This is a genomic window from Sphingomonas abaci (assembly GCF_014199625.1).
Classification (GTDB): Bacteria; Pseudomonadota; Alphaproteobacteria; order Sphingomonadales; family Sphingomonadaceae; genus Sphingomonas; species Sphingomonas abaci.
This window is the reverse complement of the sequence record NZ_JACHNY010000001.1, coordinates 400,300-426,026: the sequence shown is the minus strand read 5'-3', so window position 1 is coordinate 426,026 and position 25,727 is coordinate 400,300. Positions and strand designations below refer to the sequence as shown.

Below are 25,727 nucleotides of genomic sequence, written 5' to 3'. Positions count from 1 at the left end.
CCTCTCTGAAATCTTAAGCGGCCATGCGGTCGGCGATCCGACCCAGGCTTTCCTGGCGCCCTAGAAGGGCGAGCACGTCGAAGATGCCGGGCGAGGTCTTGCGCCCGGTCAATGCGGCGCGCAGGGGTTGCGCGACCTGGCCAAGCTTGACGCCCTCGGCCTCGGCCACCTGTCGTACCGCAGCTTCGAGAGCGTCCGTATCCCAGCCGTCGAGCGCGTCAAGCGCGCCATGCACCGCCGCCAGGATATGGGGGCTGTTGCCGGCCAGCAGCGGCTCGGCGGCGGCGTCGATCGGCAGGGGGCGGGTCGCGAACAGGAAGTGCGCGCCGTCCGCCAGTTCGTTCAGATTCGCGGCGCGCGGCTTCAGCGCCGGCATGGCCGCGGTCAGCCGCGCGACATCAGCCCCCGCCAGCCGGTCGGCGACCAGCGTGGCGAGTCGCGCATCGTCGGCCTCGCGGATGTAATGGCCGTTCAGATGCTCGAGCTTCTTCAGGTCGAAGCGCGACGGGCTCTTGCCCACCGCCGCGAGATCGAACCAGCGGACCGCATCCTCGCGCGCGATGATCTCGGCATCGCCGTGACCCCAGCCCAGGCGGAGCAGGTAATTGTCCAGTGCTTCCGGCAGGATGCCCAGCTCGTCGCGATACGCCTCGATGCCGACCGCGCCATGCCGCTTGGACAGCTTCGCGCCGTCCGCGCCATGGATCAGCGGGATATGGGCATAGGTCGGCTCGGGCCAGCCCATCGCGCGGTAGATGGGCAGCTGGCGGAAGGCGTTGTTGAGATGATCGTCGCCGCGGATGACATGGGTCACGCCCATGTCATGATCGTCGACCACCACCGCCAGCATATAGGTCGGCGTGCCGTCGGAGCGGAGCAGGACCAGATCGTCGAGTTCGGCATTCTGGACGGTGACGCTGCCCTGCACCTGATCGTCGATCGTCACCGCGCCTTCCTGCGGCGCGCGCAGGCGGACGACATAAGGCTGGTCCGCGGGGCCGTCCGTACGGTCGCGCCACGGGCTGCGGATGCGCAGCGGCTTCTTCGCCGCCTCCGCCGCCGCGCGCATCGCCGTGATCTCGTCCGCCGTCATATAGCATTTATAGGCGGAACCGTTGGCGATCATCGCCCGGGCGACCTCGGCATGACGATCGGCGCGCGCAAACTGGAACACGGCGTCGCCGTCCCAGTCCAGGCCCAGCCAGCGCATGCCGGCCAGGATCGCGTCGATCGCCGGCTGGGTGGAGCGGACGCGATCGGTATCCTCGATCCGCAGCAGGAACGTGCCGCCATGATGGCGGGCGAACAGCCAGTTGAACAGCGCGGTGCGCGCGCCGCCCAGATGAAGGAAGCCCGTCGGCGACGGCGCGAAGCGGGTCACGACACCGCGGCCCGTCGCGGGGCCGGCGGTGGTGGTCGGTGCGGCGGACGGCATGCCGTCCTGATCGGTGGTTGCGCCCAAGCGCACATGCTCCCAGACTGGATGATCGATGGCCAGGTCAGCCGCCGCCGCCCCTAGCATGGCCCCCACGCCGGGACAAATCCCGGCGGCAGCGGGCGAAATCGCGCGTCGGATCGGCGCGGCGGTCGAGCGACGGCTGGAGGCGGAGCGCGACCAGTTGCCGCTCTGGCTGCCGGTGATGCTGGGCCTGGGCGTGGCGCTGTGGTTCGTGCTGCCGAACCCGGTCGCCTGGCGCGCCGCCGCCTGGACTGCCCTGGCGACGGGGCTGGCCGCGCTGGTGCCGTGGCGGGGCGGGCGTGGCTGGCTGGCCGTGGCGCTTGGCGCCTTGCTGGTGGCGGCCGGCGTGGCGCTCGCGTGGAGCCGGGCCGAGCGGGTGGCGGCGCCCGTGCTGGCCGCGCCCGCGATCGTCCGCCTCGACGCGACGGTCGCGCGGGTCGAGCCCTTGCCCGCCCGCGGGCTGGTGCGGCTGACGCTGCGTTCGGCGGCGGCGGGGGTGACGGCGTCGGGCAGGCCGATGGCGCTGCCGCCCCGGCTGCGGATCAACCTGGCCGAGGCGGACGTGCCCGCCGGGCTGGCGGTGAAGGCGCGTATCCGCCTGCGCGCCCGCCTGCTGCCGCCGCCCGAGGCGGCGGTGCCCGGCGCCTATGATTATGCGCGCGCCGCCTGGTTCACCGGGATCGGGGCGACAGGGCGCGGCTTTGCGCCGGTCGTGATCCTGGCCCCCGGTGCGGCCGCGCCACCCCTCCGGGCCGCGCTGACCGGCCATATCGTCGAGCGACTGCCGGGCAGCGCGGGCGGGATCGCCGCGGCCTTGGTCACCGGCGACATGGGCGCGATCGGGCAGGCGGACTCGGACGCGATGCGCACCGCCGGCCTGGCGCATCTGCTGTCGGTCAGCGGGCTGCACATCACCGCCGTGGTGGGGGCGACGATGCTGCTGGTGATGCGCGTGCTGGCGCTGGCGCCGTGGCTGGCCTTGCGGCTGCGTTTGCCGCTGGTCGCGGGCGGGGCGGGGGCGGGGGCGGCGATCTTCTACACCTGGCTGACGGGGGCGGAGGTGCCGACGATCCGCAGTTGCGTCGCGGCGCTGCTGGTGCTGGCGGCTCTGGCGCTCGGCCGGCGGGCGATGACCTTGCGGCTGGTCGCGGGCGGAGCGATGCTGGTGCTGCTGCTCTGGCCGGAGGCGCTGGTGGGGCCCAGCTTCCAGCTCTCCTTCGCGGCGATTGTCGCGATCCTCGCCCTGCACGATCATCCCGCCGTGCGCGCCTTCGCCGAACCCCGTGACGAAGCGATCGGGCGATGGCTCGGCCGCCACCTGCTGCTCCTGTTCGCCACGGGCATCGCGGTGGAGGCGGCGCTGATGCCGATCGCGGTCTATCATTTCCACAAGGCGGGCCTGTACGGCGCGCTCGCCAATATCATCGCCATCCCGCTCACCACCTTCGTCATCATGCCGCTCGAACTGCTCGCGCTGCTGCTCGACACGGTCGGCCTGGGCGGGCCGGCCTGGTGGCTGACCGGGCGGGCGATCGGGCTGCTGCTGGGGGGCGCGCACATGGTGGCCAGGCTGCCCGGCGCGACCGCCGCCTGGCCGTTGATGCCCACTGGATCGTTCGCGCTGATGATCGGCGGCGGGCTGTGGGTGATGCTGTGGCGGACGCATTGGCGGCGATGGGGCCTGGCCCCGCTGCTGGCGGGCGCGATTTGGGCATGGACGCCGCCGCCGCCGGATCTGGTCGTCAGCGGCGACGGGCGCCACGCGGCGATCCGGCTGGCGGACGGCCGGGTCGCGATGCTGCGCGATCGGACCGGCGACTATATGCGCGACGTGCTCGCCACCAATAGCGGCGTGGCGGCGCCGGCGCTGCTGTCGGACGAGGGTGGCGCGCGCTGCAACAGCGACCTCTGCCTCGCCGATGCGGGGCACGGGGCAGGGCGGTTGCGCGTGCTGATGGTGCGAAGCGCCTATCACCCGCCGAAGCCAGCGCTGGTCTCGGCGTGTCGCCGGGCGGACGTGGTCGTCGCGGACCGCCGGCTGCCCGGCGCATGCCGGCCATCCTGGCTCCGGCTTGAACCCGCCACGCTCGCCCGGACCGGCGGCGTGGCGATCCTGGCCGGAGCGGGCCGGGTGGTGACGGTCCGCCGGATCGGCGACCATCACCCGTGGATCAGGCCGATGCTTCCGCCTCGACGCGCGGCTTGGCCGGCTGGAACGCGCCGTCCTGGTCCATGACGTGGAGCTGCCCGTCGCCGATCGCGAAGACCGCGCCGTGCAGCTTCAGCCGGCCGGCCGCCTCGGCTTCCTGCACGAAGGGGAAGGTGCGCAGATTGGCGAGCGAGGTGCGGACCGATTCGCGCTCCATCGCGCGGCGCGCATCCTCGGTATCCGCATCGGGGAATTCCGAGCGGACCTTGTCGCGCGCCTCGTCGAGCAGGTGCACCCAGTCCGAGATGAAGCCGCCTTTGCCGGGCTCCGCATCGTCGAACGTCCCGGCGAGCGCCGCCTTGCAGCCGCCGCAGCGGCCATGGCCGAGCACCACGATCTCCGACACCTTGAGCTGGGTCACTGCGAATTCCAGCGCGGCGGACACGCCGTGATGGCCGCCGCCGGTCTCGCACGGCGGAACCAGGTTGGCGACGTTGCGGACGACGAACATCTCGCCTGGCAGCGTGTCGAAGATCTGCGCGGGTTCGACGCGGCTGTCGGAGCAGGCGATGACCATCACCCGTGGTTCCTGACCGTCCTTCAGCTTGGCCCAACGCTCGCGCTGACGCCGCCAGTCGGCGGTCCGAAAGCGCTGATATCCATCCACCAGATCGGCGAAATCCGTCATGTTGATCTATCTCCCGTATTGCCGCCGGAGCGGCCCTATCGAAACCACGCCAGATCGGGCGGGTTCCCGACGGCTTCTGCCGGCCGATGCCGCATGCGGCAAGGCCAGCGACCACGGCCGGCCGCTATCGCCCGGATAACCGGGCCTTTACGCGGCAGACCGGTCGGCGGTTCCGACCAGGGGATCCGGCCGGCGCCCGCGCTCAGCCGTCGGCGTCGAGCGCATAGCCGGCCGAGCGGACGGTGCGGATGATGTCCGGCCGGTCGCCGATGTTGATCGCCTTGCGCAGGCGGCGGATATGCACGTCGACCGTCCGGCTCTCGATGTCGCTGTCATGGCCCCAGACCGCGTCGAGCAGCCGCTCGCGCGAGAAGACCCAGCCGGGATGTTCCAGGAAATGCTTGAGCAGGCGGAATTCGGTGGGACCGAGCGGCACCGTCTCGCCGCCGCGCCGCACCTTGTGGCCGACCGTGTCCATCTCGATATCGGCATAGGTCAGGGCCTCGCCGGCCAGCGCCGGCCGCACGCGGCGCAAGACCGCGCCGACCCGCGCCACCAGCTCGCGCGGCGAGAAGGGCTTGGTGACGTAATCGTCGGCGCCCGTCTCCAGCCCGCGCACCCGGTCCTCCTCCTCGCCGCGCGCGGTGAGCATGATGATCGGCACGTTCTGCGTCTCGGGCGCGCGGCGCAGCCGGCGGCACACCTCGATCCCCGACAGTCCCTCGACCATCCAGTCGAGCAGCACGATGTCGGGCGCCTGCTCGCGCGCCAGCAGCAGCGCCTCCTCCCCGTCCGGGGTATGCGCCACCTCGAAATCCTCGCGGCCGAAATGATAGCGGAGCAACTCGGCGAGCGCCGCATCATCCTCGACCAGCAGCATCTTTACGCGCGCCACGTCGCTTCTCCCTCTCTGTTGCCACGGTCGCGCTCGGCCATGCGGGTGCCGGTCGCGGCGAAATAGACCATCTCCGCGACATTGGTCGCATGGTCGCCGATCCGCTCCAGGTTCTTGGCGACGAACAGCAGGTGCGCGACCTGGGTGATCGTCTTCGGATTCTCGACCATGAAGGTGACCAGCGTCCGGAAGATGCTGTCGTAAAAATCGTCCAGCGCCACGTCGCTCTCGCGCACGCGCATGGCCGCCTGGATATCGCGCGCGGCGAAGGCATCGAGCGCGCCGCGCACCATGTCGGCCGCCATCCGCCCCATGGCGGGCAGGATCGAGACCGGCTCGATCCGGTGCTCGCCATCGATCAGCGGCACGCGCTTGGCGATGTTCTTGGCATAATCGCCGATCCGCTCGACCACGCTGGCGATCTTCAGCGCGGCGACCACTTCGCGCAGGTCGACCGCCATCGGCGCGCGCAGCGCGATGATCTGGACGGCGAGTTGCTCCACCTGGGCGGCGATCGCGTCGATCGCCTTGTCGGCGGCGCGGATCTGCTCGGCCCGGGCCAGGTCGCTGCGTTGCAGGGCCTGGAGCGATTCGGCGATCGCCTCTTCGGCCAACCCGCCCATCTGGCTGATCAGCCCGCGCAGTTGGACGATATCGGCGTCGAAGGCCTTGACGGTATGTTCGTTCATCGCGGCTCCTCACTCAGCCGTAGCGGCCGGTGATGTAATCCTTGGTCCGCTCCTGGCGCGGATTGGTGAAGATGTCCGAGGTCGCGCCATATTCGACGAGCGTCCCCAGGTGGAAGAAGGCGGTGCGCTGGCTGACCCGCGCCGCCTGCTGCATGTTGTGCGTGACGATGGCGATGGCGTAGCGGCCGCGCAGCTCGTGGATCAGCTCCTCGATCTTGGCGGTGGCGATCGGGTCGAGCGCGCTGCACGGCTCGTCCATCAGGATGACCTCCGGGTCGACCGCGATCGCGCGCGCGATGCACAGCCGCTGCTGCTGCCCGCCGGACAGCGCGGTGCCCGAGTCCGACAGCCGGTCCTTCACCTCGTTCCACAGGCCGGCGCGGGTCAGCGATCGCTCGACCGTGGCCTCCAGCTCCGCCTTGCCGCGCGCCAGGCCGTGGATGCGCGGGCCATAGGCGACATTCTCGTAGATCGACTTGGGGAAGGGATTGGGTTTCTGGAACACCATGCCGACGCGCGCGCGCAACTGCACCACGTCCATCTCGGGCGCATAGATGTCCTGACCGTCCAGCCGGATGTCGCCGGCGACGCGGGCGGATGCGATGGTGTCGTTCATCCGGTTGAGCGTGCGCAGGAAGGTCGATTTGCCGCAGCCCGACGGGCCGATGAACGCGATCACCCGGTCCTGTTCGATATCGATCGAGACATGGTCGATGGCGGTCTTGTCGCCATAGGCGACGCAGACGTCGCGCGCCGTCATCTTGGGCGGGGGCATCGTTGCGGTGGGAGAGGGGGAAGCGATCACCAGCGGGTCTCGAAACGGTTGCGGAGGTAGATGGCCAGCCCGTTCATCGCGAGCAGGAAGGCCAGCAGCACGATGATCGCCGCCGATGTCTTCTCGACGAAGCCGCGATCGACCTGGTCGGACCACAGGAAGATCTGCACCGACAGCACGGTCGCCGGGCTGGTCAGGCCGGTCGGCGGGGCGGCGATGAAGGCGCGCATCCCGATCATCAGGAGCGGCGCGGTCTCGCCCAGGGCGCGCGCCATGCCGATGATCGTGCCGGTCAGGATGCCGGGCAGCGCCAGCGGCAGGACATGGTGGAACACGACCTGCACCGGCGAGGCGCCGATCGCCAGCGCGCCGTCGCGGATCGAGGGCGGCACCGCCTTGATCGCGTTGCGTCCGGCGATGACGATCACCGGCATCGTCATCAGCGCCAGCGTCAACCCGCCGACGATCGGCGCGGAGCGCGGCAGGCCGAACGTGCCCAGGAACACGGCGAGCCCCAGCAGGCCGAAAATGATCGACGGCACCGCCGCCAGATTGTTGATCGACACCTCGATCAGGTCGGTCCAGCGGTTCCGCGGGGCATATTCCTCCAGGTAGAGGGCGGACAGCACGCCGATCGGAAAGGCGAGGGCCAGCGTCACCGCCAGCGTCATCAGCGAGCCCAGGAACGCGCCCCAGATGCCGATCCGGGTCGGATCGGTCGAGTCGGCGTCGGTCAGGAAGGCGAGGTTGAGGTGGCGGCTCAGCGCGCCCTGCGCGCGCAGGCGGGCGACCAGCGCCGTGGCGTCGGCCGTGCCCTTGCCCTTGGCGGCGAGGTCGAGCGCGCTCGACACCGGCAGGTCGAAGGTGGCGTGTTGGCGGAGCAGCGCGGGATCGGCCTTGATCGCGTCGCGCACGCGCAGCCACGCGCCGTCCGACAGCAGGCCGGGCGCGCCGTAGCGGCGGCTGGCGGCATTCTCGACCACCGCCTCCAGCCCCGCGCCTGCCAGCGCCAGGTCGGCGCGGCGTTCGGACAGTTGCGCCGGGGTGATGCGCAGATGCGCGGCGGCGAGGTCGACGGGCACCCGCAGCCGCGTCTCGGTGAAGCCGCTGAGCCCCTGGGCCAGCATGGTGGCGAGCAGGAACAGCAGGAACCCCGCCGACAACGCCACCGCCGCCAGCCCCAGCCGGCGGAAGCGCCGCTCGGCGGCATAGCGGCGGCGGATGCGCGCCCGCATCGCCGGGGTCGCCCAGTCGGTCGGCGCGCGCAGGCCCGGCGGCGCCGTCCGGGCCGGCGCGACGGCCGGCCGTTCGGCGAGGCGGGCCCTATTCATACGCCTCCCGATAGGTCTTCACGACGCTGAGCGCGACGATGTTGAGGAGCAGGGTGACGACGAAGAGCGTCAGTCCCAGCGCGAAGGCGGCGAGCGTCTTGGCGCTGTCGAACGCCGCCTCGCCGGTCAGCAGGTCGACGATCTGCCGGGTGACCGTGGTGGCGGAGGCGAACGGGTTGGCGGTCAGCGTCGCGACGCCCGATGCGGCCATGACGACGATCATCGTCTCGCCGATCGCGCGGCTGATCGCCAGCAGGATGCCGCCGACCACGCCGGGCAGCGCGGCGGGGAGCAGCACCTTGCGGATCGTCTCCGACACGGTGGCGCCCAGCGCCAGGCTGCCGTCGCGCATCGTGCCGGGCACCGCGGCCAGGCTGTCGTCGGCCATGGACGAGACGAAGGGAATGATCATCACCCCCATGACCAGCCCGGCGGCCAAGGCGCTTTCCGACGAGGCCCAGGGGATGCCGAGAGTCACGCCCAGCGACCGCACCGCCGGCGCGACGGTCAGCGCGGCGAAATAGCCATAGACCACGGTCGGCACGCCCGCGAGCATCTCCAGCATGGGCTTGATCCAGCGGCGCGTGGCCGGCCTGGCATATTGGGTCAGGTAGATGGCGCTCATCAGGCCGAAGGGGATGGCGACCGCCATCGCGATCACCGCGCCGATGAAGAAGGTGCCCCAGAACAGCGGCAGCGCGCCCAGGCTGGCACCCGGATCGCGCGGATCGACGACCTGGGGGCTCCAATGAGTGCCGAACAGGAAATCGGTGAGCGGCACGATCGCGAAGAAGCGGGCGGATTCGTAGAGGAGCGAGGCGACGATGCCGATCGTCGTCAGGATCGCGATCAGCGACGCGGCGAGTAGCGCGCCCATCACGATCCGCTCGACCCGCGTGCGCGCCGCGAAGCCGGGGCGCACGCGCACAAAGGCGAAGGCGCCGCCGGCAAAGGCCAGCGCCAGCGCCAGCGCGGTCGCGATCCAGTCGAACCGGGTCTGCGCGGCGGCATAGGCGGGGGCGAGCGTCTCGGCCAGCGCATGGAACGCCCCGTAAGCCCGGCCCGCGCCCAGCGCTCGCGCCTCCGACAGGATGGTCGCGCGGGCGAAGCCCTGCGGCGGCAGCGCGGCGGCGGCCGGGGTGGCCAGCACCGCGTCGGTCACCAGCGCCGGTGCGACGGTCGACCAGAGCGCGAGGAAGATCAGCGGCGGGATAAGCGTCCACAGCGCGACATACCAGCCATGATGGCCGGGCAGCGAGCTGGACCGGGTGGCCGTTCGCAGGAAATGGTTCGCGCGCGCCCGCGCGGTCAGCCAGCCGATCAGCGCCAGGCCGGCGACGACGAAGAGCAGCGCCAGCGGCTTCACGACAGCGTCGCCGGATCGAGCGGGATCGCGCGCGCGACGATCGCGGCGGCGCGGGCGCGCATGGCGGGCGGCGCGGCGATCAGCGCCCGCGCGACCAGCGGCCCCTGCGGTCCCCAATTGGCGGCGTAGAGGTCGAGAAAGGCGCGCAGGCCGGGAATGGCATCGATATGCGCTTTCTTGACGTAAATGTAGAGCGCGCGCGCGCCCGGATAGCGGCCGCTGGCGATCGCTTGATAGGTGGGCGGGACCCCGTCGATCGGCACGCCGTTCACGCTGTCCCGGTTCTCCTCCAGATAGCTATAGCCGAAGATGCCCAGCGCGTTCGGGTTGGATTGCAGCTTCTGGACGATCAGATTGTCGTTCTCGCCGGCGTCGATATAGACACCGTCCTCGCGGATGCGGGAGCAGCGGGCACGATGCGCCTCCGGATCGCGGCTCGCCAGGCCGCGGGCGACCGGATCGACCGCGTCGCAGCCCTTGGCCAGGATCAGATCGGCGAGCGCGTCACGCGTCCCGCTGGTCGCCGGCGGGCCATAGACCTGGATCGGCACGGCGGGCAGGCGGGGGTTCACGTCGGCCCAGGTGCGCGCCGTGTTGGGCCGGCCGCGCGGCGCGGCGGCCAGCGCCAGGTACAGGTCGGTCGGGGTCAGCGCCAGTTTCGGCCCGGACTTCGCCTCGGCGAACGCGATGCCGTCGATGCCGATCGGCACCTCCAGGACGGGGCCGACGCCGTGCGCCTGGCAGTCACGATATTCGCTGGCGTGCATCCGCCGCGAGGCGTCCTCGATATCCGGATAGGCGGCGCCGATGCCGGCGCAGAACAGCTTCATGCCGGCTCCCGTGCCGGTCGCCTCGATCACCGGCGCGCGCGCATCGGGGTCGGTGGCGACCAGTTGCTCGGCGATCATCGTGGTGAAGGGATAGACGGTCGACGACCCCACCACGCGGATTTGGTCGCGTGCCCCCGCGCCGCCGCCATTGGCCTGGTCATGGCACGCGGCCAGCGCCAGGAGTGGCGCGAGTGGAAGAAGGCGAAGCATCGGGTCCCCAGGGGAAGTCGCCCGAGTCTCTAGCGCGCTTCCCGCTCACCCTGTGTGACGTTTTCGTTACCCTTTGATGACAGTGCGCCCGGACCGGTCCCGGTCGGGGGTGCCGTGGTCGCCGGCAGGGTGACGGCGAAGCTGGTGCCGATGCCGACCCGGCTGGTGATGTCGAGCTGGCCGCGATGCCGCTCCACCACATGCTTGACGATCGCGAGGCCCAGGCCGGTCCCGCCCAGCGACCGGCTGCGCCCGGTGTCGACGCGGTAGAAGCGTTCGGTCAGGCGCGGCAGATGCTCGGGCGCGATGCCCTCGCCCTGGTCGGTCACGGTCAGGCGCACGCCGCCCGTGGCGCCCGGTTCCAGCCGCACGTCGACCGGCGTGCCGGCGCGACCGTATTTCATCGCGTTGCCGATCAGATTGTGCAGCATCTGCGACAATTGCGCGCGGTCGCCCAGCACGGGCGGCAGGCCGGTCAGCGCCTGGCAGGTGATGTCGCCGACGCGCGCGGTGCCGGTGCGGCGCAGCTCCGCGCAGATTTCGTCCATCAGCTGGGCGACGTCGATCGGTCGATCGGGCAAGCGGTATTTGTCCGCCTCGATCCGCGACAGCGACAACAGGTCCTCGACCAGCCGCTGCATGCGCCGCGCCTCGGCCATCATGATCCCCAGGAAGCGCGATCGCAGTTCCGGATCGTCGCCCGCCTCCTCCAACGTCTCGGCGAAGCCCAGGATCGAGGCGAGCGGGGTGCGTAGTTCGTGGCTGGCATTGGCGACGAAATCGACGCGCATCCGCTCGGTCGCCGCGCCCTCGCTATGGTCGATCAGCTCGACCACGCGCGCGCCGCTGGCGGTGGGGGAGACGCGCATCTCCCAGCGCCGGTCGCGTGCGCCGATGCCGACCAGCTCGACCTGCCGGCCCTCAGGAGCGGCCAGCGCCTCGGCGGCGGCGGGATGGCGCAGCGCGACGCGCGCATCCTCGCCGACGACATGGTCGCCCAGCAGCGTGCGGGCGGCGGCATTGGCCAGGATGATCCGGCCGCCGCGCACCAGCAGCACGGGCTCCGCCACCGCGTCCAGCACCTCGCCGATGCCGGGCTCGATCGTCGGCGCGACGGGTGCGGCGGGGGCGCGGTCCTCGTCGATCCGGGCGACCAGCACCGCACCGATCGTGCCGACCAGGGTGACGATCAGCCCCTCCCAGCGGCCGTCGACCAGCGCCACGCCCACCGCGGTCGCCGCCGCCAGCACGATCGCCCAGCCCAGGCGGAATGATGATTCGCGTCGCATCGGCCCCGGATTAGCTCAACCGTGTGACAGAGGCGCGCTCTTTGCGGGATCAGCGCTGACCCAGCCGCTCCAGCACCGGCAGCAACTCCGCATAGCCGTCGATCACCGCATCCGCGCCGAGCTCCGCGACCGGCCGGTCCAGAAAGCCGAAGCTGCACGCAACCACCGGCACGCTCGCCGCCTGCGCCGCCTTTACGTCGTAGATCGAATCGCCGACGAACGCCGCCGTGCCGCCCCCGCACCGGTCGATCATCGCGTGGATCGGCGCGGGCGATGGCTTACCCATGCCCGGCCCCAGGCTGTCGCCGCCGATCAGGCAGGCGAAGCGATCGGTCAGGCCCAGTTCGCCGAGGATGCGGCTGGCATAGCCCTCCAGCTTGTTGGTCACCACCGCCAGCGTGACGCCCCGCGCCGTCAGCGCGTCGAGCGCCGCCAGCGCGCCCGGATAGGGGCGGGTATGGACCACCATGTTCGCTTCGTAATAGTCGAGCAGGCGGCGGTGCAGCACGTCCAGCTCGTCGTCGGTGCAGCCGCCGGTCGCGGCCATTCCCTGCGCCAGCATGTGGCGCGCGCCGCCCCCGATCATCGGGGTGATCCGGTCGACGGAAAGCGTCGGTCGCCCGGCGCTGTCCAGCGCATGGTTAACTGCGGCGGCGAGGTCGCCCGACGTGTCGAGCAGGGTCCCGTCCATGTCGAAGCCGACGATGGACCAGGGGAAACGGCTGGATGAATTACTGTCCATGACCGCGCCGGTGCCAGCCGCGCTATGGTATTGGCAAGAACTTCATGGCACCGGACCCGCATGACCGAACCGACCGTCGCTTCCGCTCCGCTCGCCGCGATCATCCTGGCCGCCGGCAAGGGCACGCGGATGAAGTCCGACCTGCACAAGGTGCTGCACCCGCTCGCCGGACGGCCGATGCTGATGCATCTGCTCGACAGCCTGTCGGACGCGGGCGTCGCGCGGCAGGTGGTGGTGGTCGGCGCGTCGGGCGAGCAGGTCGAGGCGGCGGTCGCGGATCGCGGCGTCGCCATCGCCTGGCAGCAGGAACAGCTCGGCACCGCCCATGCCGCGCTCCAGGCCAGGGACGCGCTGGCCGATTTCGACGGCATCGCCATCGTCTGCTTCGGCGACACGCCACTGCTCGCCGCCGAGACGGTCGCGCGGCTGGCGGCGCGGTTGCAGGCGGAGGACGCCCCGGCGGTGGCGGTGCTGGGCTTCCGGCCCGCCGATCCGGCCGCCTATGGCCGGGTGATCGCCGCGGCCGACGGCACGATGGAGCGGATCGTCGAATATAAGGATGCCGCGCCGGAGGAGCGCGCGGTGACCTTGTGCAACAGCGGCGTGACCGCGGTGCGCACCTCCGATCTGTGGCGGCTGCTGTCGGCGGTCGGCAACGCCAATGCGACGGGCGAATATTATCTGCCGGACGTGGTCGGGCTGGCCATCGCCGAGGGGCGGCGCGCCGTGGTGATCGAGACCGGCGCGGACGAGGTCGCCGGGATCAACAGCCGCGCCGAGCTGGCCGGGGTCGAGGCGGCGTGGCAGGCGGCGCGGCGCCTCCGCGCCATGGCCGAGGGCGCGACGCTGATCGCGCCAGAGACGGTGTGGTTCGCGCACGACACGGTGATCGGCCGCGACGTGACGATCGAGCCGAACGTCGTCTTCGGTCCCGGCGTGCGCGTGGCGGACGGCGCGACGATCCACGGTTTCAGCCATATCGAGGGCGCGGAGGTCGGACCGCACGCGGAGGTCGGCCCCTATGCGCGATTGCGGCCGGGCGCGGTGCTGCGCGCGCAGTCCAAGGTCGGCAATTTCGTCGAGATCAAGAAGGCGGTGCTGGGCGAGGGGGCGAAGGCCAATCACCTGACCTATCTGGGCGATGCGGAGATCGGCGCGGGCAGCAATATCGGCGCGGGCACGATCACCTGCAATTATGACGGCTATTCCAAATATCGCACGGTGATCGGGGCGGGGGCGTTCATCGGCTCCAATTCCGCGCTGGTCGCGCCGGTGACGATCGGCGATGGCGCGATCGTCGGCGCGGGATCGGTCGTGACCAGCGATGTCGAGGCGGATGCGCTGGCGCTGGTCCGCGCCGAACGGCAGACCAAGCCCGGCTGGGCCGCCCGCTTCCGCGAACGGGCCAAGGCCTTGAAGGCGCGCAAGGCCGCGCGATAATATCGACTTTCCAGGAGTTTCGATCGCATGTGTGGAATTGTGGGGATCGTCGGCGCGGAGGCGGTGGCCGACCGGCTGCTCGACGGGCTGAAGCGGCTGGAATATCGCGGCTACGATTCGGCGGGCATCGCCACCGATCATGACGGCGCGATCGAGCGGCGGCGCGCCTCGGGCAAGCTGGTCAACCTGGCGCGCGAACTCGCCGCGCATCCTTTGCCCGGCACCACCGGCATCGCCCATACCCGCTGGGCGACGCATGGCGGCCCGACCACCAACAATGCGCATCCCCATGCCACCGACCATGTCGCGGTCGTCCACAACGGCATCATCGAGAATTTCAAGCCGCTGCGCGAGGAGCTGATCGCGCGCGGCCGCATCTTCACCAGCGAGACCGATTCCGAGGTCGTCGCGCATCTGGTCAGCGAGCAGGTCGAGGCGGGACTGGATCCGGTGGCGGCGGTGCGGATGGTGCTGCCGCGCCTGCATGGCGCCTTCGCGCTCGCCTTCCTGTTCAAGGACCAGCCCGACCTGCTGATCGGCGCGCGGCTCGGCTCGCCGCTGGTGGTCGGTTACGGTGACGGCGAGACCTATCTCGGATCGGACGCGCTGGCGCTCGCCCCGCTGACCCAGCGTATCGCCTATCTGGACGAGGGCGACTGGGTGGTCTGCACCCGCGACGGCGCGCAGGTCTATGATCGCGACAACAACGCGGTCGAGCGCCCCGTCACCATCTCCGGCGTGACCGGCGCCTTGATCGACAAGGGCAATCACCGCCACTTCATGCAGAAGGAGATCTACGAGCAGCCGATCGTCGTCGCCCAGACGCTGCGCTCCTATCTGCAGCGGATGGAGGGCAAGGTGGCTCTGCCTATCCCCGATTTCGACCTGTCGGCGATCCGTCGCGTCACCATCGTCGCCTGCGGCACCAGCTATTATGCCGGCATGGTCGCCAAATACTGGTTCGAGCAGTTCGCGCGCGTGCCGGTCGACATCGATGTCGCGTCCGAATTCCGCTACCGCGCGCCAGTGATGGAGCCGGGCGGCCTGATGATCGTCATCAGCCAGTCGGGCGAGACCGCCGACACGCTCGCCGCGCTGCGCCATGCCAAGAGCGAGGGCCAGACGATCGCCGCCGTGGTCAACGTGCCGACCAGCTCGATGGCGCGCGAGGCGGACCTGCTGCTGCCGACCCATGCCGGACCGGAAATCGGCGTCGCCTCGACCAAGGCGTTTTCCTGCCAGCTCGCGGTGCTCGCCGCGCTCGCCGCCAATCTCGCCAAGGCCAAGGGCAAGCTGGACGAAGCCGAGGAGCGCGACATCGTCCGCCACCTGGCCGAGGCGCCGGCGGCGATCAACGGCGCGCTCGCCTATGACGAATCGATCGAGGCGATGGCTGGCGCGGTCGCGGGCGCGCGCGATGTGCTCTATCTGGGGCGCGGCACCGACTATCCGCTGGCTCTTGAAGGCGCCTTGAAGCTGAAGGAGATCAGCTACATCCATGCCGAGGGCTATGCCGCGGGCGAGATGAAGCACGGGCCGATCGCGCTGATCGACGAACATGTGCCGGTGATCGTCATCGCCCCGTCCGGTCCCCTGTTCGAGAAGACCGTCAGCAACATGCAGGAGGTGCAGGCGCGCGGCGGCAAGGTCGTGCTGATCTCCGACTATGACGGCGTCGCGGCGGCGGGTCAGGGGTGCCTGGCGACGATCACCATGCCCAAGGTCCACCCCCTGATCGCGCCAATCGTCTATGCGGTGCCGGTGCAGTTGCTCGCCTATCACGTGGCGGTCGCCAAAGGGACGGACGTCGACCAGCCGAGAAACCTCGCCAAGTCCGTCACGGTCGAGTAACCCCCTGTGCAAAGCATTGCATTGGAGAGAGCGGCGTGACGGAACGGCAGAACAAGCCCCTGGTGGCAGGCGTCGAGCTGGGCGGCACCAAATGCATCTGCATCCTGGCGCGCGGGCCTGACGAGATCGAGGATCGCGTCCAGCTGCCGACCACCCGGCCGGAGGAGACGCTGAGCGCGATCGAGGCGGTCCTGGACCGGTGGAGCGGGTTCAGCGCGCTCGGCATCGCCAGCTTCGGCCCGGTGTCGATCGACCCCCATGCCGGCGACTATGGCCATATCACCTCGACGCCCAAGCCCGGCTGGGCGAACCAGGACGTGGCGGCGCGGCTGCGGCGCAAGGCGGGCGTGCCGACCGGCTTCCACACCGACGTGGTCGGCGCGGCGCTGGCCGAGGCGCGCTGGGGCGCGGCGAAGGGGCTGCCCGACATCGCCTATGCGACGGTCGGCACCGGGATCGGCGTCGGCCTGATCGCGGGCGGCAAGCCGGTCGACGGGCTGACGCATAGCGAGTTCGGTCATATCCGCCCCGTCCGTGTCGCCGGCGACGACTGGGTCGGCTCCTGTCCCTATCATGGCGCCTGCCTGGAGGGACTGGCGGCGGGCCCCGCGATCCAGGCGCGCACCGGCATCCCGGGCCCGGACCTGCCCGCCGACCATCCCGCCTGGAATTTGGTCGCGCATGCGCTGGGCCAGTTGCTCCATGCGCTGGTGCTGACCGGCGTGCCGCGCCGGATCGTGATGGGCGGCGGCGTGATGGTCGGCACCGACCATCTCTTCCCCCGCGTCCGCGCGGCGATGACCAAGTCGCTGGCCGGCTATGTCGCCCTGCCCGAGGTGGCGAACGCCGACACCTTCGTCGTGCCGCCGGCCCTGGGCGGCAATGCCGGGCCGCTCGGCGCGATCGTGCTTGGGGCGCAAGCCCTTGGAGAACAACTGCAATCTTCGTTCATGGGGGCTTAACTGGCGCTGCTTACCCGACCTTCACGCGTTTCGGGAGAGCATGCACCATGGTAGAGCCGGGCCAGCGGGAGATCGTGCGGATTCTGATCGTCGACGATGAGCCGGCGATGCACGACAGCTATCGCCGCAGCTTCGCGGTTCCGGGCGACGGCGCGGCGACGGCGCTGGACGCGATGGCGCAGGACCTGTTCGGCACGGACGCCGCGCCCGCCGCGGCGGCGCCACGCTTCGCGCTGACCCATGTCGAGCAGGGTAGCGACGCGGTGGGTGCAGTCGCGGCAAGCCTGGCATCGGAAGAGCCCTTCGCGGTCGTCTTCCTCGACATCCGGATGCCGCCCGGCATTGACGGGCGCGAGACGGCCGCGCGCATCCGCTCGCTCGATCCCGAGATCAACATCGTCATCGTCACCGGCTATTCCGACCATGCACCGCTCGCCATCGCCCGCGATGCCGGGCCGGTCGACAAGCTGTTCTACATCGCCAAGCCGTTCGACGCGGTGGAGATCGTCCACACCGCGACGGCGCTGGGCGAGCGCTGGCGGGTCGACCGGGCGCTGGCCGCCGCGCGGGCGGACCTGGCCCGGCAGGTCGCGCTGCTGGAGGATCGCACCGCCGAACTCGCCGCCAATGAAAGCCGCGCGCTGCACATGGCGATGCATGATTCCCTGACCGACGCGCCCAATCGCCTCGCCTTCCTGCGCGCGCTAGGCGACCGGGCGCGCCAGCCCGGCCTGTTCGCGATCGCGATGTTCGATCTCGATCGGTTCAAGCTGGTCAACGACACGCTGGGCCATCTGGCGGGCGACCGGCTGATCCAGCTCGTCTATGCGACGCTGCACGAGACCGCGCCGGAGGGGGCGCTGGTCGCCCGGCTGGGCGGCGACGAATTCGGCATCCTGTTCGACACGGCCGGTGAAGCGGCCGCGGTGATCGCATGCGAGCGGGTGATTGCGGCCTGCGGCATCAGCTTTGACGTGTTCGGCCACTCGGTGAAGGGCGGCAGTTCGGCCGGGCTGAAGCTGGCGACGGAGGACGGCCCGCGCGACCCCGTCGATTTGCTGCGGCGCGCCGACCTTGCGCTGAACGACGCCAAGCGCGCCGGGCGGGGCCAGGTGCGCGTGTTCGACGAGGAGATGGACGAGAATGTCCGCTTCCGCCGCCGGGTCGAGGGCGGGCTGGGCGAGGCGATCGCCCGCGGCGAACTGAGTCTGGTCTATCAGCCGATCGTCGCGCGCGACACGATGGCGATCGCGGGATTCGAGGCGCTGCTGCGCTGGGAGACGGCGGATTATGGCCGGCTGAGCCCGACCATCTTCATCCCCGTCGCCGAGGAATCGAACCTGATCCACGAGCTGGGCGACTGGGTGCTGGCCGAGGCGCTGGCCGAACTGAAGGCGTGGCCGGACCAATATGTCTCGATCAACTTCTCGCCGCGCCAGTTCCGGCGGCAGAATTTTGTCGGCCATGTCATGGAAGGCGTCGAGCGGGCCGGAGTGTCGCCGTCGCGCGTGCAGATCGAGATCACCGAGTCGGCGATCTTCGCCGATGCGGAACGCGCGGCGGAGACGCTGTATCGCTTGCGCGACCTGGGCTTCCGAATCGCGCTGGACGATTTCGGCACCGGCTATTCCAGCCTCTACAATATCCGCACCTTCGCGCTCGACTGCCTGAAGATCGACCGCAGCTTCATCGACGGCATGGGACGGGAGCGTGAATCGGCGGCGATTGTCCATTCGATCATCCATCTCGGCCGCGCGTTGGGGCTGGAGGTGATCGGCGAGGGCGTGGAGACCGATGCGCAGGCTCAGGCGCTGCGCATCGCCGGCGCGGCCTATCTGCAGGGCTATTATTTTTCGCTGCCGGTGCCCGCGACCCATGCGCGCGAGATGGCGCTGGCCGGCCTGATCGATCCGCAGGGCGCGGCATGGGAGGCGACGGGGACCGTCGGCTGATGCCGTGGCGGCGGCGGCGGCGGCGGCGGCGGCTGCGGGGCGGGCCGCGGTCGCTCGGCCGGCGGCTGGTCCTCCTGTTGAGCGTCACGGGGCTGGCCGGGGCGGTGGCGATCACGCTGCTGCTGACCGCGATCATCACGCCGAGTTTCGACACGCTGGAGGAGCGCGGCCTGATCCGCGACGTCGCCCGGCTGCGCACCGGGATCGCGGCCACCGCCGCCCGGACCGAACATGCCGCGCACGACCTGGCGGTGCGCGGCGCTCCAATTCGATTGACGCCGGGCGCGGCGGTCGCGCGGATCGCGGCCGACGGCCGGCCGGAGGCGCAGGTTGGCGACGCCGCCGGCCGGGCCCGGCTGGGCGCGCTGCTGCGCGACCAGTCGAGCGCCAGTTGGCTCGAGGGGAAGGCGATCGCTCGCGGCTTCGCCATTACCGACGGCGCGCTGGTCGCGGTCGGCCTGGCCCGACCGCGACCGCAGGGGCCGGCGATCCTACTGGTGCGGCCGGTCCGCCTCGATCGCTGGGCCGGGACGCGCCGCGCCGCGGTGCGACTGTCGCCGCCTGCGCCGGGCACGGGCATGGGCACGGGGGTAGGGGCAGGGACAGGCATCGAACCGCTCGCCTGGTCGTGGCGGACGGTCGCGGTGCGGCTGCCGCTGGCCGGACCGGACGGGCGGACCGTCGCGGTCGCGCACATGGACCTGCCGCGCGACATGGCGATGTTGGGGCGACGGATGCTGCTGCTGTCGGCGGCTGGATCGACGCTGCTGCTGCTCGGCCTGCTGCTGGTCCTGCGCCGCGCCATCGCCCGCCATGTGCTCGACCCGCTCGCCCGGGTGGAGCACCATATGCAGCGGGTCCGCGCCTCCGCGATGCTGACCCCGCTCGACGATGGCGGCCGACGCGACGAGATCGGGGCGCTGACCGCCAGCCTCAACGCGATGCTCGGCCAGTTGCACGACCTGCACGCGCGGATCGAGGCGCAGAGTTTCGCGCTCGGCCAATCGGACAGCGCGGTGGCGGTGATGCACAACGTCCGCAACGCGCTGGGTCCGATCAGCACCATCCTCAGCCGCTCGTCGGGCGCGCGGCCGGGGGCGGACCGGGCGATGCTCGACCGGGCGCTGTCGGAACTGGCGCTGCCCGACCTCGAACCCGAGCGGCGGCAGCGGCTGGCCGCCTTCGTCGCCGCCGCGCTCGACGCGGACGCGCGCGATCGGGCCGGCATCGCGGCGGACGCGGCGGCCGGGCGCGAGGCCCTGGCGCATGTGCTGGAGGTGATCGGCGCGCACCAGGCCGAGGCGGATGGACGTCCGCCGCTGGAGCCTTGCGACATCGTCGCGCTCGTCGCGCGCCAGGCGTCGATTGCCCAGTATGCGCCCGCCGTCTCGATCGCGCTCAGCCTGCCGGCGGGACCAGTGATGGTCCGCGCCAACCGGCTGCTTCTGGCGCAGGTGCTGGGCAATCTGGTCGGCAACGCGGTCGAGGCGATCATCGCGGCTGGGCTGGGCAGGGGCCGCATCTCGGTGAGCGCCGTCGCCGATGCCGCCCGCGTGACGGTCACCATCCGTGACGACGGCGCCGGTTTCGCGCCGGGCAGCGACGTGACGCTGTTCCGGCGCGGCTATTCGACCCGGGCCGACCGGCGCGGCGGACTGGGTCTGCACTGGTGCGCCAATACGATGGCGGCGATGGAGGGAACGCTCGACCTGCGCTCCGCCGGGCACGGCCTGGGGGCGGAAGCGGTGCTGACCCTGCCGCGACCATAACGATGCGATCCGGATCGGACCGGATGGTCCTATCGCTGACCGGACGGTCGGTTTAGCCTGTATCTATGTGGCTGTTTACCATAGATGCTGGGCGAAATGCGTTTGGAGGCAGGATTATGAAGGGGTTGGTAAAGGGGCTCGCGATGACCGCGGCGTTGGTCGTGGCCGGTCAGGCCCAGGCGGCGACGGAGCTGACCTATGTCTTCCAGGCGCGTGGCGCCGGGACGGCGATCACCGGCTATGACAATCAGGGGCCGATCACGTCCGCTTTCTCGGCCGCGACCATCCGCTTCGTCGTGTCGGTGGCCGATGGCGCGGATGTCGGCTTCGGGCAGGCCGATTCGCCGATCTTCCTGTCCTCGGACGACCAGGGCCTCAGCTTCCGCTTTGAACCGGTGCGGTATGGCGTGTCGGGCAGCGGCCGGGCCTGCGTGCCCGGCGGCGTCGGCGGCTTCGCCCCGGCCGCCACGCAGGCGACCGATGCCGCGTGCAGCGCGGTGACGATCAACACCGCCGCGTTCGGCGGTGCGGGCAGCCGCTTCACCGGCATCATCACCGGCTATGAGGTGCTTGCCGGCCGGGTGGGCGATGATTTCGCCTATACGCCGATGGTGCCCGAGCCGGCGACCTGGGCGTTGACGTTGTTCGGCTTCGGCCTGGCGGGCTATGTCCTGCGGCGGCGCGGGGCAGCCTTCGCCGCCGCCTGACCGCAAGCGGTCAGAACAGGCTCGGCTGGACCGGGTCGCTCTCCGCCGCTGCCGCCGGGGTGAGCGCCGACAGCGTCAGGCCGAGCAGCCGGATGCCGCCCGGCACCGGAAGCTGCGCGTCCAGCAACTCCCGGCCGATCGCCAGGAAAGCGGCCTGGTCGGTCACCGCCGTCCGCCCGGACCGGGCCCGGGTGATGGTGGAGAAATCCGCGCGACGCAGCTTCAGCGTGACGGTGCGGCCGTGCGCCTGGTGCCGCTCGACCCGCACCCAGGCCGCCTCCGCCACGCGCGCGAGCTGCGCATGGAGGTCGTCGGGGGTGCTCAGGTCGCGTTCGAAGGTGCGTTCCGCGCCGATCGACTTGGCCTCGCGATGGGCGCGCACCGGGCGGTGATCCTGGCCCCGGGCGGCATTGTAGAGATAGGTGGCATAGCTGCCGAAATGCCGTTGCAGCATTTCGATTGGCCGGTCGCGCAGATCGGCGCCGGTCAGGATGCCCAGCGCCTCCATCCGCCGTGCGGTCACCGGCCCGACGCCGTGGAATCGCTTGACCGGCAGCCCGGCGACGAAGGCCGCGCCCTTGTGCGGGGGGATGACACACAGGCCATCGGGTTTGTTCTGGTCCGAGGCGAGCTTGGCGATGAACTTGTTGTAGCTGACCCCGGCCGAGGCGGTCAGGCCGGTATCCGCCTTGATCCGGCGGCGGATCTCCTCCGCGATCGCGCCGGCCGAGCCGAGCCCATGGCGATCCTCCGACACGTCGAGATAGGCCTCGTCGAGCGACAGCGGCTCGATGGCGTCGGTATAGTCGCGGAAGATGGCGCGGATCTGCTGCGAGACCGCGTGATAGACCTCGAAGCGGGGACGCACGAAGATCAGATCGGGGCAGCGCCGCACCGCGGAGGCGGAGGGCATGGCGGAGCGCACCCCGAAGGCGCGCGCCTCGTAGCTCGCCGCCGCCACCACGCCGCGCGCTCGCGATCCCCCCACCGCAACCGGTCGCCCTCGCAAGGCAGGGTCGTCGCGCTGCTCGACCGAGGCATAGAAGGCGTCCATGTCGATATGGATGATCTTGCGCGGCCGCTCCTCGCTCATGATCCTGGGATCATACGCGCAAGCCGCTGTGGGTGCGAGCATTTGCGCGATCGCACGCGATGCGGCAGGAGCGCGGGCGGGATCAGGGTCGGAAGGGACGCCATGAAGCCGGGGCAGGACTGTTGGCGCATCGAACGCGCCGATCGGATGACGGTGATCGTCGATGCCGACGAATATTTTCGCGTCGCGCGTCAGGCGATGCTCCAGGCGAAGCGGCGCATCCTGCTGATCGGCTGGGACTTCGATGCGCGCATCGTGCTGGATCACCGGGCAAGTGACGGGCCGGCGCCGGTCGGCGCGTTCATCCATCATCTGGTGGAGCGCAATCCCGATCTGGAAGTGCACCTGCTGCGCTGGGACGTCGGTGCGCTCAAGTCGCTGGGGCGCGGCACCACCATCTTCACCGTGATGCGCTGGATGAAGCATCCGCGCATCCATACCAAGCTGGACGGCCATCACCCGACCGCCGCCTCGCATCACCAGAAGATCGTCATCATCGACGACTGCCTGGCCTTTTGCGGCGGCATCGACATGACCGGCGACCGATGGGACACGCGGGCGCATCTGGAGGACGATCCGCAACGTCGCCGGCCGACGACGCGGCGCCGCTACAAGCCGTGGCACGACGCGATCAACGCGGTGCAGGGGCCGGTGGCGGGGGCGCTGGGCGAGCTGTTCCGAGAGCGCTGGCACGCGGCGGGCGGCGGGGCGATGGCGCCGACGGCACCGTCCGGTCCCTGCTGGCCGGAGGGGCTGCGCGTCGATTTCGAGGGGATCGACGTCGGCATCGCCCGGACCTTGCCCGAAATGGACGACCAGGTGGCGGTGCACGAGAGCGAGGCGCTGTTCCTGGCGCAGATCGCGGGCGCGCGCCGGCACCTGTATATCGAGAGCCAGTATTTCGCCTCGCGCCGCATCGCCGAGGCGATCGCGCGTCGGCTGGACGAGGCGGACGGGCCGGAGATCGTCGTCATCAACCCGCTGACCGCGCAGGGCTGGTTGGAGCCGCTGGCGATGGACACGGCGCGCGCGCGGCTGATGGAAGCGCTGCGCCGCCGCGACCGGCATCGCCGCTTGCGCATGTACCATCCCTATACCGATGGTGGCACGCCCATCTATGTCCACGCCAAGATCCTGATCGCGGACGACAGGGTATTTCGCCTGGGGTCGAGCAACGTCAACAACCGCTCGCTGCGGCTAGACACCGAATGCGACCTGGCGATCGAGGCGACGACCGAACGGGACCGGGCGCGGGTGACCGAAATCCGCGACGACCTGCTCGCCGAGCATCTGGGCGTCACCCCGGCGGCGGTGACCGCCGCGATCGCGGCGCAGGACTCGCTGATCGGCGCGATCGAGCATCTGCGCGGGGCCGGCAAGACGCTGCGCCCCTATGCCATCCCCAACCTGTCGGAGGTCGAGCAATGGCTGGCCGACAATGAGGTGCTCGACCCCGAAGGCCCTGGCGAGATGTTCGAATCACTGGCAAAACGTGGCCTGTTCCGGCGGTTTGGCTTGCGTCCACGCTGATCCAGACCGGTTTCCGGCTGGATTCGCGCGGCCGCTTGGGCCAGTGGGCGCGATAACTCGGGACCCGTGCCGCTGTGGCAGGGGACGTGGAGGCGAATCCGAATGCTTGGCTGGTTTCAGTCGTTGATGCCCAAACAGGGCAAGTTCTTCGATCAGTTCGAAGCCCATGCCGCGACCCTGGTCGCCGGCGCGGGCGCGTTGCAGCGGCTGCTGAGCGGCGACGGACCGATCGAGGCGGAGATCGCCGAGATCGTCGCGCGTGAACATGAGGCGGACGACATCACCCGCGACGTGCTGCAGGACGTGCGTCGCGTGTTCGTGACTCCGTTCGACCGTTCGGCAATCACCGACCTGATCGGCGTGATGGACGACGCGATCGACCAGATGAACCAGACCGCGAACACCATCGCGCTCTATGGCGTGACCCGATTCGAACCCGAGATGGTGGCGATGGCCGGCATCGCGGTCGAGGCCGCCAGGATCACGCAGGAGGCGATCCCGCTGCTCCGCTCACTCAGCCGCAACAGCGAGCGGCTGAACCAGCTTACAGCCCGGATGATCAAGATCGAGGGGCATGGGGACGCGACCCATGACCAGGGTTTGAAGGCGCTGTTCCAGGCGCGCCAGGACCAGCCGATGCAGTTCGTGATCGGGCGCGAGATCTACAGCCACCTGGAGCGCATCATCGACCGGTTCGAGGATGTGGCGAACGAGATCCAGGGTCTCGTCATCGATCACGCCTGATGACCGTCTCGCTTCCGATCCTCGTCGCGCTGATCGGCGTGGCGCTGCTGTTCGACTTCCTGAACGGCCTGCACGACGCCGCGAACTCGATCGCGACGGTGGTGTCCACCCGCGTGCTCAAGCCGCAATATGCGGTGCTCTGGGCCGCCTTCTTCAACTTCATCGCCTTCGCCGTGTTCGGCCTCCATGTCGCGCAGACGGTGGGCAAGGGCATCGTCGACGCGCAGATCATCGATCCGGTCGTGATCTTCGGCGCGCTGTCGGGCGCGATCGCCTGGAACGTCATCACCTGGGTGAAGGGCATTCCCTCCTCGTCCAGCCATGCGCTGATCGGCGGCCTGCTGGGCGCCGGCATGGCCAAGGCGGGATCGGCCGCGGTGGTGTGGGGCGGGGTGGTCAAGACGGTGATCGCCATCTTCGCCTCGCCCGCCATCGGGCTGATCCTGGCGCTGATGCTGGTGCTGGCGGTCGCGTGGACCAGCATCCGGCTGACGCCGCTGGGCGTCGACAAGCGATTCCGCAAGCTCCAGCTCGTCTCCGCCGCGCTCTACTCGCTGGGCCATGGCGGCAATGACGCGCAGAAGACGATGGGGATCATCGCCGTGCTGCTCTACAGCCAGGGCTATCTGGGCGGCGAGTTCTCCGTGCCTTTCTGGGTGGTGCTGAGCTGCCAGGCGGCCATGGCGCTGGGCACGCTGTCGGGCGGCTGGCGGATCGTCCACACCATGGGGTCGAAGATCACCCGGCTGACCCCGGCGCAGGGCTTCTGCGCGGAGACGGGCGGCGCGATCACCCTGTTCATGGCGACGCTGGGCGGCATTCCGGTTTCGTCCACCCACACCATCACCGGCGCGATCGTCGGTGTCGGCGCGTCGCGGCGGCTGTCTGCGGTGCGGTGGAACGTGGCGTCGAACATCGTCATCGCCTGGTTCATCACCCTGCCGGCGGCAGGCGCGATCGGCGCGGCGGTCTTCTATGCCACGCGTTTTCTGACCGGGTTCGACTGATCGGCGAAAAAACCTGTTGCACGGGCGGGAGGCGCTGGATATAGGCGCGCCTCCAAGCCAATCCGGTCGGCTCCCGAAGCGCCTCACAAGGGCACTGAATGACGATCGGAACTCCGTCGGGGAGTAGCTCAGCCTGGTAGAGCACTGTCTTCGGGAGGCAGGGGCCGGAGGTTCGAATCCTCTCTTCCCGACCATTTATTTCCGTGAGGGCCGGCCATTGCGCCGGCCTTTGCTTTATCCGCCATCCGG

At 70.3% G+C, this 25,727-nt stretch carries 20 protein-coding genes, 1 tRNA gene and 1 pseudogene; 11 read left to right on the top strand and 11 right to left on the bottom strand.

Features of this window, described 5'->3' with window-relative positions:
• Positions 1–13 precede the first annotated feature (13 nt).
• A complete protein-coding gene (gltX, locus tag GGQ96_RS01895; RefSeq protein ID WP_246360077.1) occupies positions 14–1,435 on the bottom strand; it encodes a glutamate--tRNA ligase in 1,422 nt (473 codons plus the stop codon).
• A 55-nt stretch (positions 1,436–1,490) separates the two neighbouring features.
• Here gltX and GGQ96_RS01890 point away from each other — a divergent pair, with 55 nt between their 5' ends.
• Positions 1,491–3,695: a ComEC/Rec2 family competence protein gene (locus GGQ96_RS01890; RefSeq protein ID WP_246360007.1), complete on the top strand. Its 2,205-nt coding sequence runs from the start codon at positions 1,491–1,493 to the stop codon at positions 3,693–3,695.
• On the opposite strand, the gene GGQ96_RS01885 is transcribed toward GGQ96_RS01890, so the two are convergent.
• The 9 genes from GGQ96_RS01885 to GGQ96_RS01845 form a co-directional block, all read right to left on the bottom strand.
• On the bottom strand, positions 3,631–4,296 hold the full coding sequence (locus tag GGQ96_RS01885) for a carbonic anhydrase (RefSeq protein WP_184110985.1): 666 nt from the start codon (positions 4,294–4,296) through the stop codon (positions 3,631–3,633). The genes GGQ96_RS01890 and GGQ96_RS01885 overlap by 65 nt on opposite strands.
• A 202-nt stretch (positions 4,297–4,498) precedes the next feature.
• The gene (gene phoB, locus GGQ96_RS01880) at positions 4,499–5,191 is read right to left on the bottom strand and encodes a phosphate regulon transcriptional regulator PhoB (protein ID WP_125994025.1); all 693 of its coding nucleotides are present in this window, start codon (positions 5,189–5,191) and stop codon (positions 4,499–4,501) included.
• The gene (gene phoU / locus GGQ96_RS01875) at positions 5,179–5,880 is read right to left on the bottom strand and encodes a phosphate signaling complex protein PhoU (RefSeq protein ID WP_184110983.1); all 702 of its coding nucleotides are present in this window, start codon (positions 5,878–5,880) and stop codon (positions 5,179–5,181) included. The genes phoB and phoU overlap by 13 nt, the downstream gene beginning before the upstream one ends.
• Positions 5,881–5,893: 13 nt before the next feature.
• The gene (pstB, locus tag GGQ96_RS01870; RefSeq protein ID WP_425506681.1) at positions 5,894–6,640 is read right to left on the bottom strand and encodes a phosphate ABC transporter ATP-binding protein PstB; all 747 of its coding nucleotides are present in this window, start codon (positions 6,638–6,640) and stop codon (positions 5,894–5,896) included.
• A gap of 41 nt (positions 6,641–6,681) precedes the next feature.
• Positions 6,682–7,986 (bottom strand): phosphate ABC transporter permease PstA, encoded by a 1,305-nt coding sequence (pstA, locus tag GGQ96_RS01865; RefSeq protein WP_184110981.1) that lies wholly within the window; start codon positions 7,984–7,986, stop codon positions 6,682–6,684.
• Complete coding sequence (gene pstC / locus GGQ96_RS01860) at positions 7,979–9,352, bottom strand: phosphate ABC transporter permease subunit PstC (RefSeq protein WP_184110979.1); 1,374 nt, start codon at positions 9,350–9,352, stop codon at positions 7,979–7,981. Before pstC ends, pstA begins: the two co-directional genes overlap by 8 nt.
• Positions 9,349–10,392, bottom strand: coding sequence for a substrate-binding domain-containing protein (locus GGQ96_RS01855; protein ID WP_184110977.1), 1,044 nt, complete (start codon positions 10,390–10,392; stop codon positions 9,349–9,351). The genes pstC and GGQ96_RS01855 overlap by 4 nt, the downstream gene beginning before the upstream one ends.
• A gap of 29 nt (positions 10,393–10,421) precedes the next feature.
• Entirely contained in the window at positions 10,422–11,681 is a 1,260-nt protein-coding gene (locus GGQ96_RS01850) for an ATP-binding protein (RefSeq protein ID WP_184110975.1), read from the bottom strand.
• Between the two features lie 49 nt (positions 11,682–11,730).
• Positions 11,731–12,423 (bottom strand): HAD-IA family hydrolase, encoded by a 693-nt coding sequence (locus tag GGQ96_RS01845; protein WP_184110973.1) that lies wholly within the window; start codon positions 12,421–12,423, stop codon positions 11,731–11,733.
• A gap of 60 nt (positions 12,424–12,483) precedes the next feature.
• On the opposite strand from GGQ96_RS01845, the gene glmU reads away from it, so the two are divergent.
• From glmU to GGQ96_RS21280, 6 genes are all read left to right on the top strand, one after another.
• Complete coding sequence (glmU, locus tag GGQ96_RS01840; RefSeq protein ID WP_184110971.1) at positions 12,484–13,863, top strand: bifunctional UDP-N-acetylglucosamine diphosphorylase/glucosamine-1-phosphate N-acetyltransferase GlmU; 1,380 nt, start codon at positions 12,484–12,486, stop codon at positions 13,861–13,863.
• A gap of 27 nt (positions 13,864–13,890) precedes the next feature.
• A complete protein-coding gene (glmS, locus tag GGQ96_RS01835; protein ID WP_184110969.1) occupies positions 13,891–15,714 on the top strand; it encodes a glutamine--fructose-6-phosphate transaminase (isomerizing) in 1,824 nt (607 codons plus the stop codon).
• A gap of 35 nt (positions 15,715–15,749) precedes the next feature.
• Complete coding sequence (locus GGQ96_RS01830; protein WP_343058893.1) at positions 15,750–16,676, top strand: ROK family protein; 927 nt, start codon at positions 15,750–15,752, stop codon at positions 16,674–16,676.
• A 47-nt stretch (positions 16,677–16,723) separates the two neighbouring features.
• Entirely contained in the window at positions 16,724–18,628 is a 1,905-nt protein-coding gene (locus GGQ96_RS01825; protein WP_246360006.1) for a putative bifunctional diguanylate cyclase/phosphodiesterase, read from the top strand.
• Positions 18,601–20,397 carry a sensor histidine kinase gene (locus GGQ96_RS01820; protein WP_184110967.1) on the top strand — a complete coding sequence of 599 codons (1,797 nt, stop codon included), beginning with the start codon at positions 18,601–18,603 and terminating at the stop codon, positions 20,395–20,397. Before GGQ96_RS01825 ends, GGQ96_RS01820 begins: the two co-directional genes overlap by 28 nt.
• Before the next feature lie 143 nt (positions 20,398–20,540).
• Positions 20,541–21,104 (top strand): PEPxxWA-CTERM sorting domain-containing protein, encoded by a 564-nt coding sequence (locus tag GGQ96_RS21280; protein ID WP_246360005.1) that lies wholly within the window; start codon positions 20,541–20,543, stop codon positions 21,102–21,104.
• A 10-nt stretch (positions 21,105–21,114) separates the two neighbouring features.
• Here GGQ96_RS21280 and dinB read toward each other — a convergent pair whose 3' ends face one another.
• A complete protein-coding gene (gene dinB / locus GGQ96_RS01810; RefSeq protein ID WP_184110963.1) occupies positions 21,115–22,197 on the bottom strand; it encodes a DNA polymerase IV in 1,083 nt (360 codons plus the stop codon).
• Positions 22,198–22,299: 102 nt separating this feature from the next.
• On the opposite strand from dinB, the gene GGQ96_RS01805 reads away from it, so the two are divergent.
• From GGQ96_RS01805 to GGQ96_RS01790, 4 genes and pseudogenes are all read left to right on the top strand, one after another.
• The gene (locus GGQ96_RS01805; RefSeq protein WP_184110955.1) at positions 22,300–23,727 is read left to right on the top strand and encodes a phospholipase D-like domain-containing protein; all 1,428 of its coding nucleotides are present in this window, start codon (positions 22,300–22,302) and stop codon (positions 23,725–23,727) included.
• A 93-nt stretch (positions 23,728–23,820) separates the two neighbouring features.
• Positions 23,821–24,471, top strand: a pseudogene (locus GGQ96_RS01800) (DUF47 domain-containing protein); the annotation flags it as partial.
• Entirely contained in the window at positions 24,471–25,478 is a 1,008-nt protein-coding gene (locus GGQ96_RS01795; RefSeq protein ID WP_184110952.1) for an inorganic phosphate transporter, read from the top strand. The pseudogene GGQ96_RS01800 and the gene GGQ96_RS01795, both read left to right, overlap by 1 nt.
• 117 nt (positions 25,479–25,595) lie before the next feature.
• A tRNA-Pro gene (locus GGQ96_RS01790) sits at positions 25,596–25,672 on the top strand.
• The last annotated feature ends 55 nt before the right edge of the window (positions 25,673–25,727 follow it).

What these genes read in the sequence shown, in the direction of transcription:
- pstA (WP_184110981.1), bottom strand. Translation starts at nt 7,986, where the DNA reads ATGAATAGGGCCCGCCTCGCCGAACGGCCGGCCGTCGCGCCGGCCCGG.
- GGQ96_RS01845 (WP_184110973.1), bottom strand. Translation starts at nt 12,423, where the DNA reads ATGGACAGTAATTCATCCAGCCGTTTCCCCTGGTCCATCGTCGGCTTC.
- pstB (WP_425506681.1), bottom strand. Translation starts at nt 6,640, where the DNA reads ATGACGGCGCGCGACGTCTGCGTCGCCTATGGCGACAAGACCGCCATC.
- glmU (WP_184110971.1), top strand. Translation starts at nt 12,484, where the DNA reads ATGACCGAACCGACCGTCGCTTCCGCTCCGCTCGCCGCGATCATCCTG.
- gltX (WP_246360077.1), bottom strand. Translation starts at nt 1,435, where the DNA reads ATGCCGTCCGCCGCACCGACCACCACCGCCGGCCCCGCGACGGGCCGC.
- GGQ96_RS01825 (WP_246360006.1), top strand. Translation starts at nt 16,724, where the DNA reads ATGGTAGAGCCGGGCCAGCGGGAGATCGTGCGGATTCTGATCGTCGAC.
- GGQ96_RS21280 (WP_246360005.1), top strand. Translation starts at nt 20,541, where the DNA reads ATGACCGCGGCGTTGGTCGTGGCCGGTCAGGCCCAGGCGGCGACGGAG.
- GGQ96_RS01820 (WP_184110967.1), top strand. Translation starts at nt 18,601, where the DNA reads ATGGGAGGCGACGGGGACCGTCGGCTGATGCCGTGGCGGCGGCGGCGG.
- GGQ96_RS01890 (WP_246360007.1), top strand. Translation starts at nt 1,491, where the DNA reads ATGGCCAGGTCAGCCGCCGCCGCCCCTAGCATGGCCCCCACGCCGGGA.
- dinB (WP_184110963.1), bottom strand. Translation starts at nt 22,197, where the DNA reads ATGAGCGAGGAGCGGCCGCGCAAGATCATCCATATCGACATGGACGCC.
- GGQ96_RS01795 (WP_184110952.1), top strand. Translation starts at nt 24,471, where the DNA reads ATGACCGTCTCGCTTCCGATCCTCGTCGCGCTGATCGGCGTGGCGCTG.
- GGQ96_RS01850 (WP_184110975.1), bottom strand. Translation starts at nt 11,681, where the DNA reads ATGCGACGCGAATCATCATTCCGCCTGGGCTGGGCGATCGTGCTGGCG.
- GGQ96_RS01805 (WP_184110955.1), top strand. Translation starts at nt 22,300, where the DNA reads ATGAAGCCGGGGCAGGACTGTTGGCGCATCGAACGCGCCGATCGGATG.
- glmS (WP_184110969.1), top strand. Translation starts at nt 13,891, where the DNA reads ATGTGTGGAATTGTGGGGATCGTCGGCGCGGAGGCGGTGGCCGACCGG.
- phoU (WP_184110983.1), bottom strand. Translation starts at nt 5,880, where the DNA reads ATGAACGAACATACCGTCAAGGCCTTCGACGCCGATATCGTCCAACTG.
- GGQ96_RS01885 (WP_184110985.1), bottom strand. Translation starts at nt 4,296, where the DNA reads ATGACGGATTTCGCCGATCTGGTGGATGGATATCAGCGCTTTCGGACC.
- GGQ96_RS01855 (WP_184110977.1), bottom strand. Translation starts at nt 10,392, where the DNA reads ATGCTTCGCCTTCTTCCACTCGCGCCACTCCTGGCGCTGGCCGCGTGC.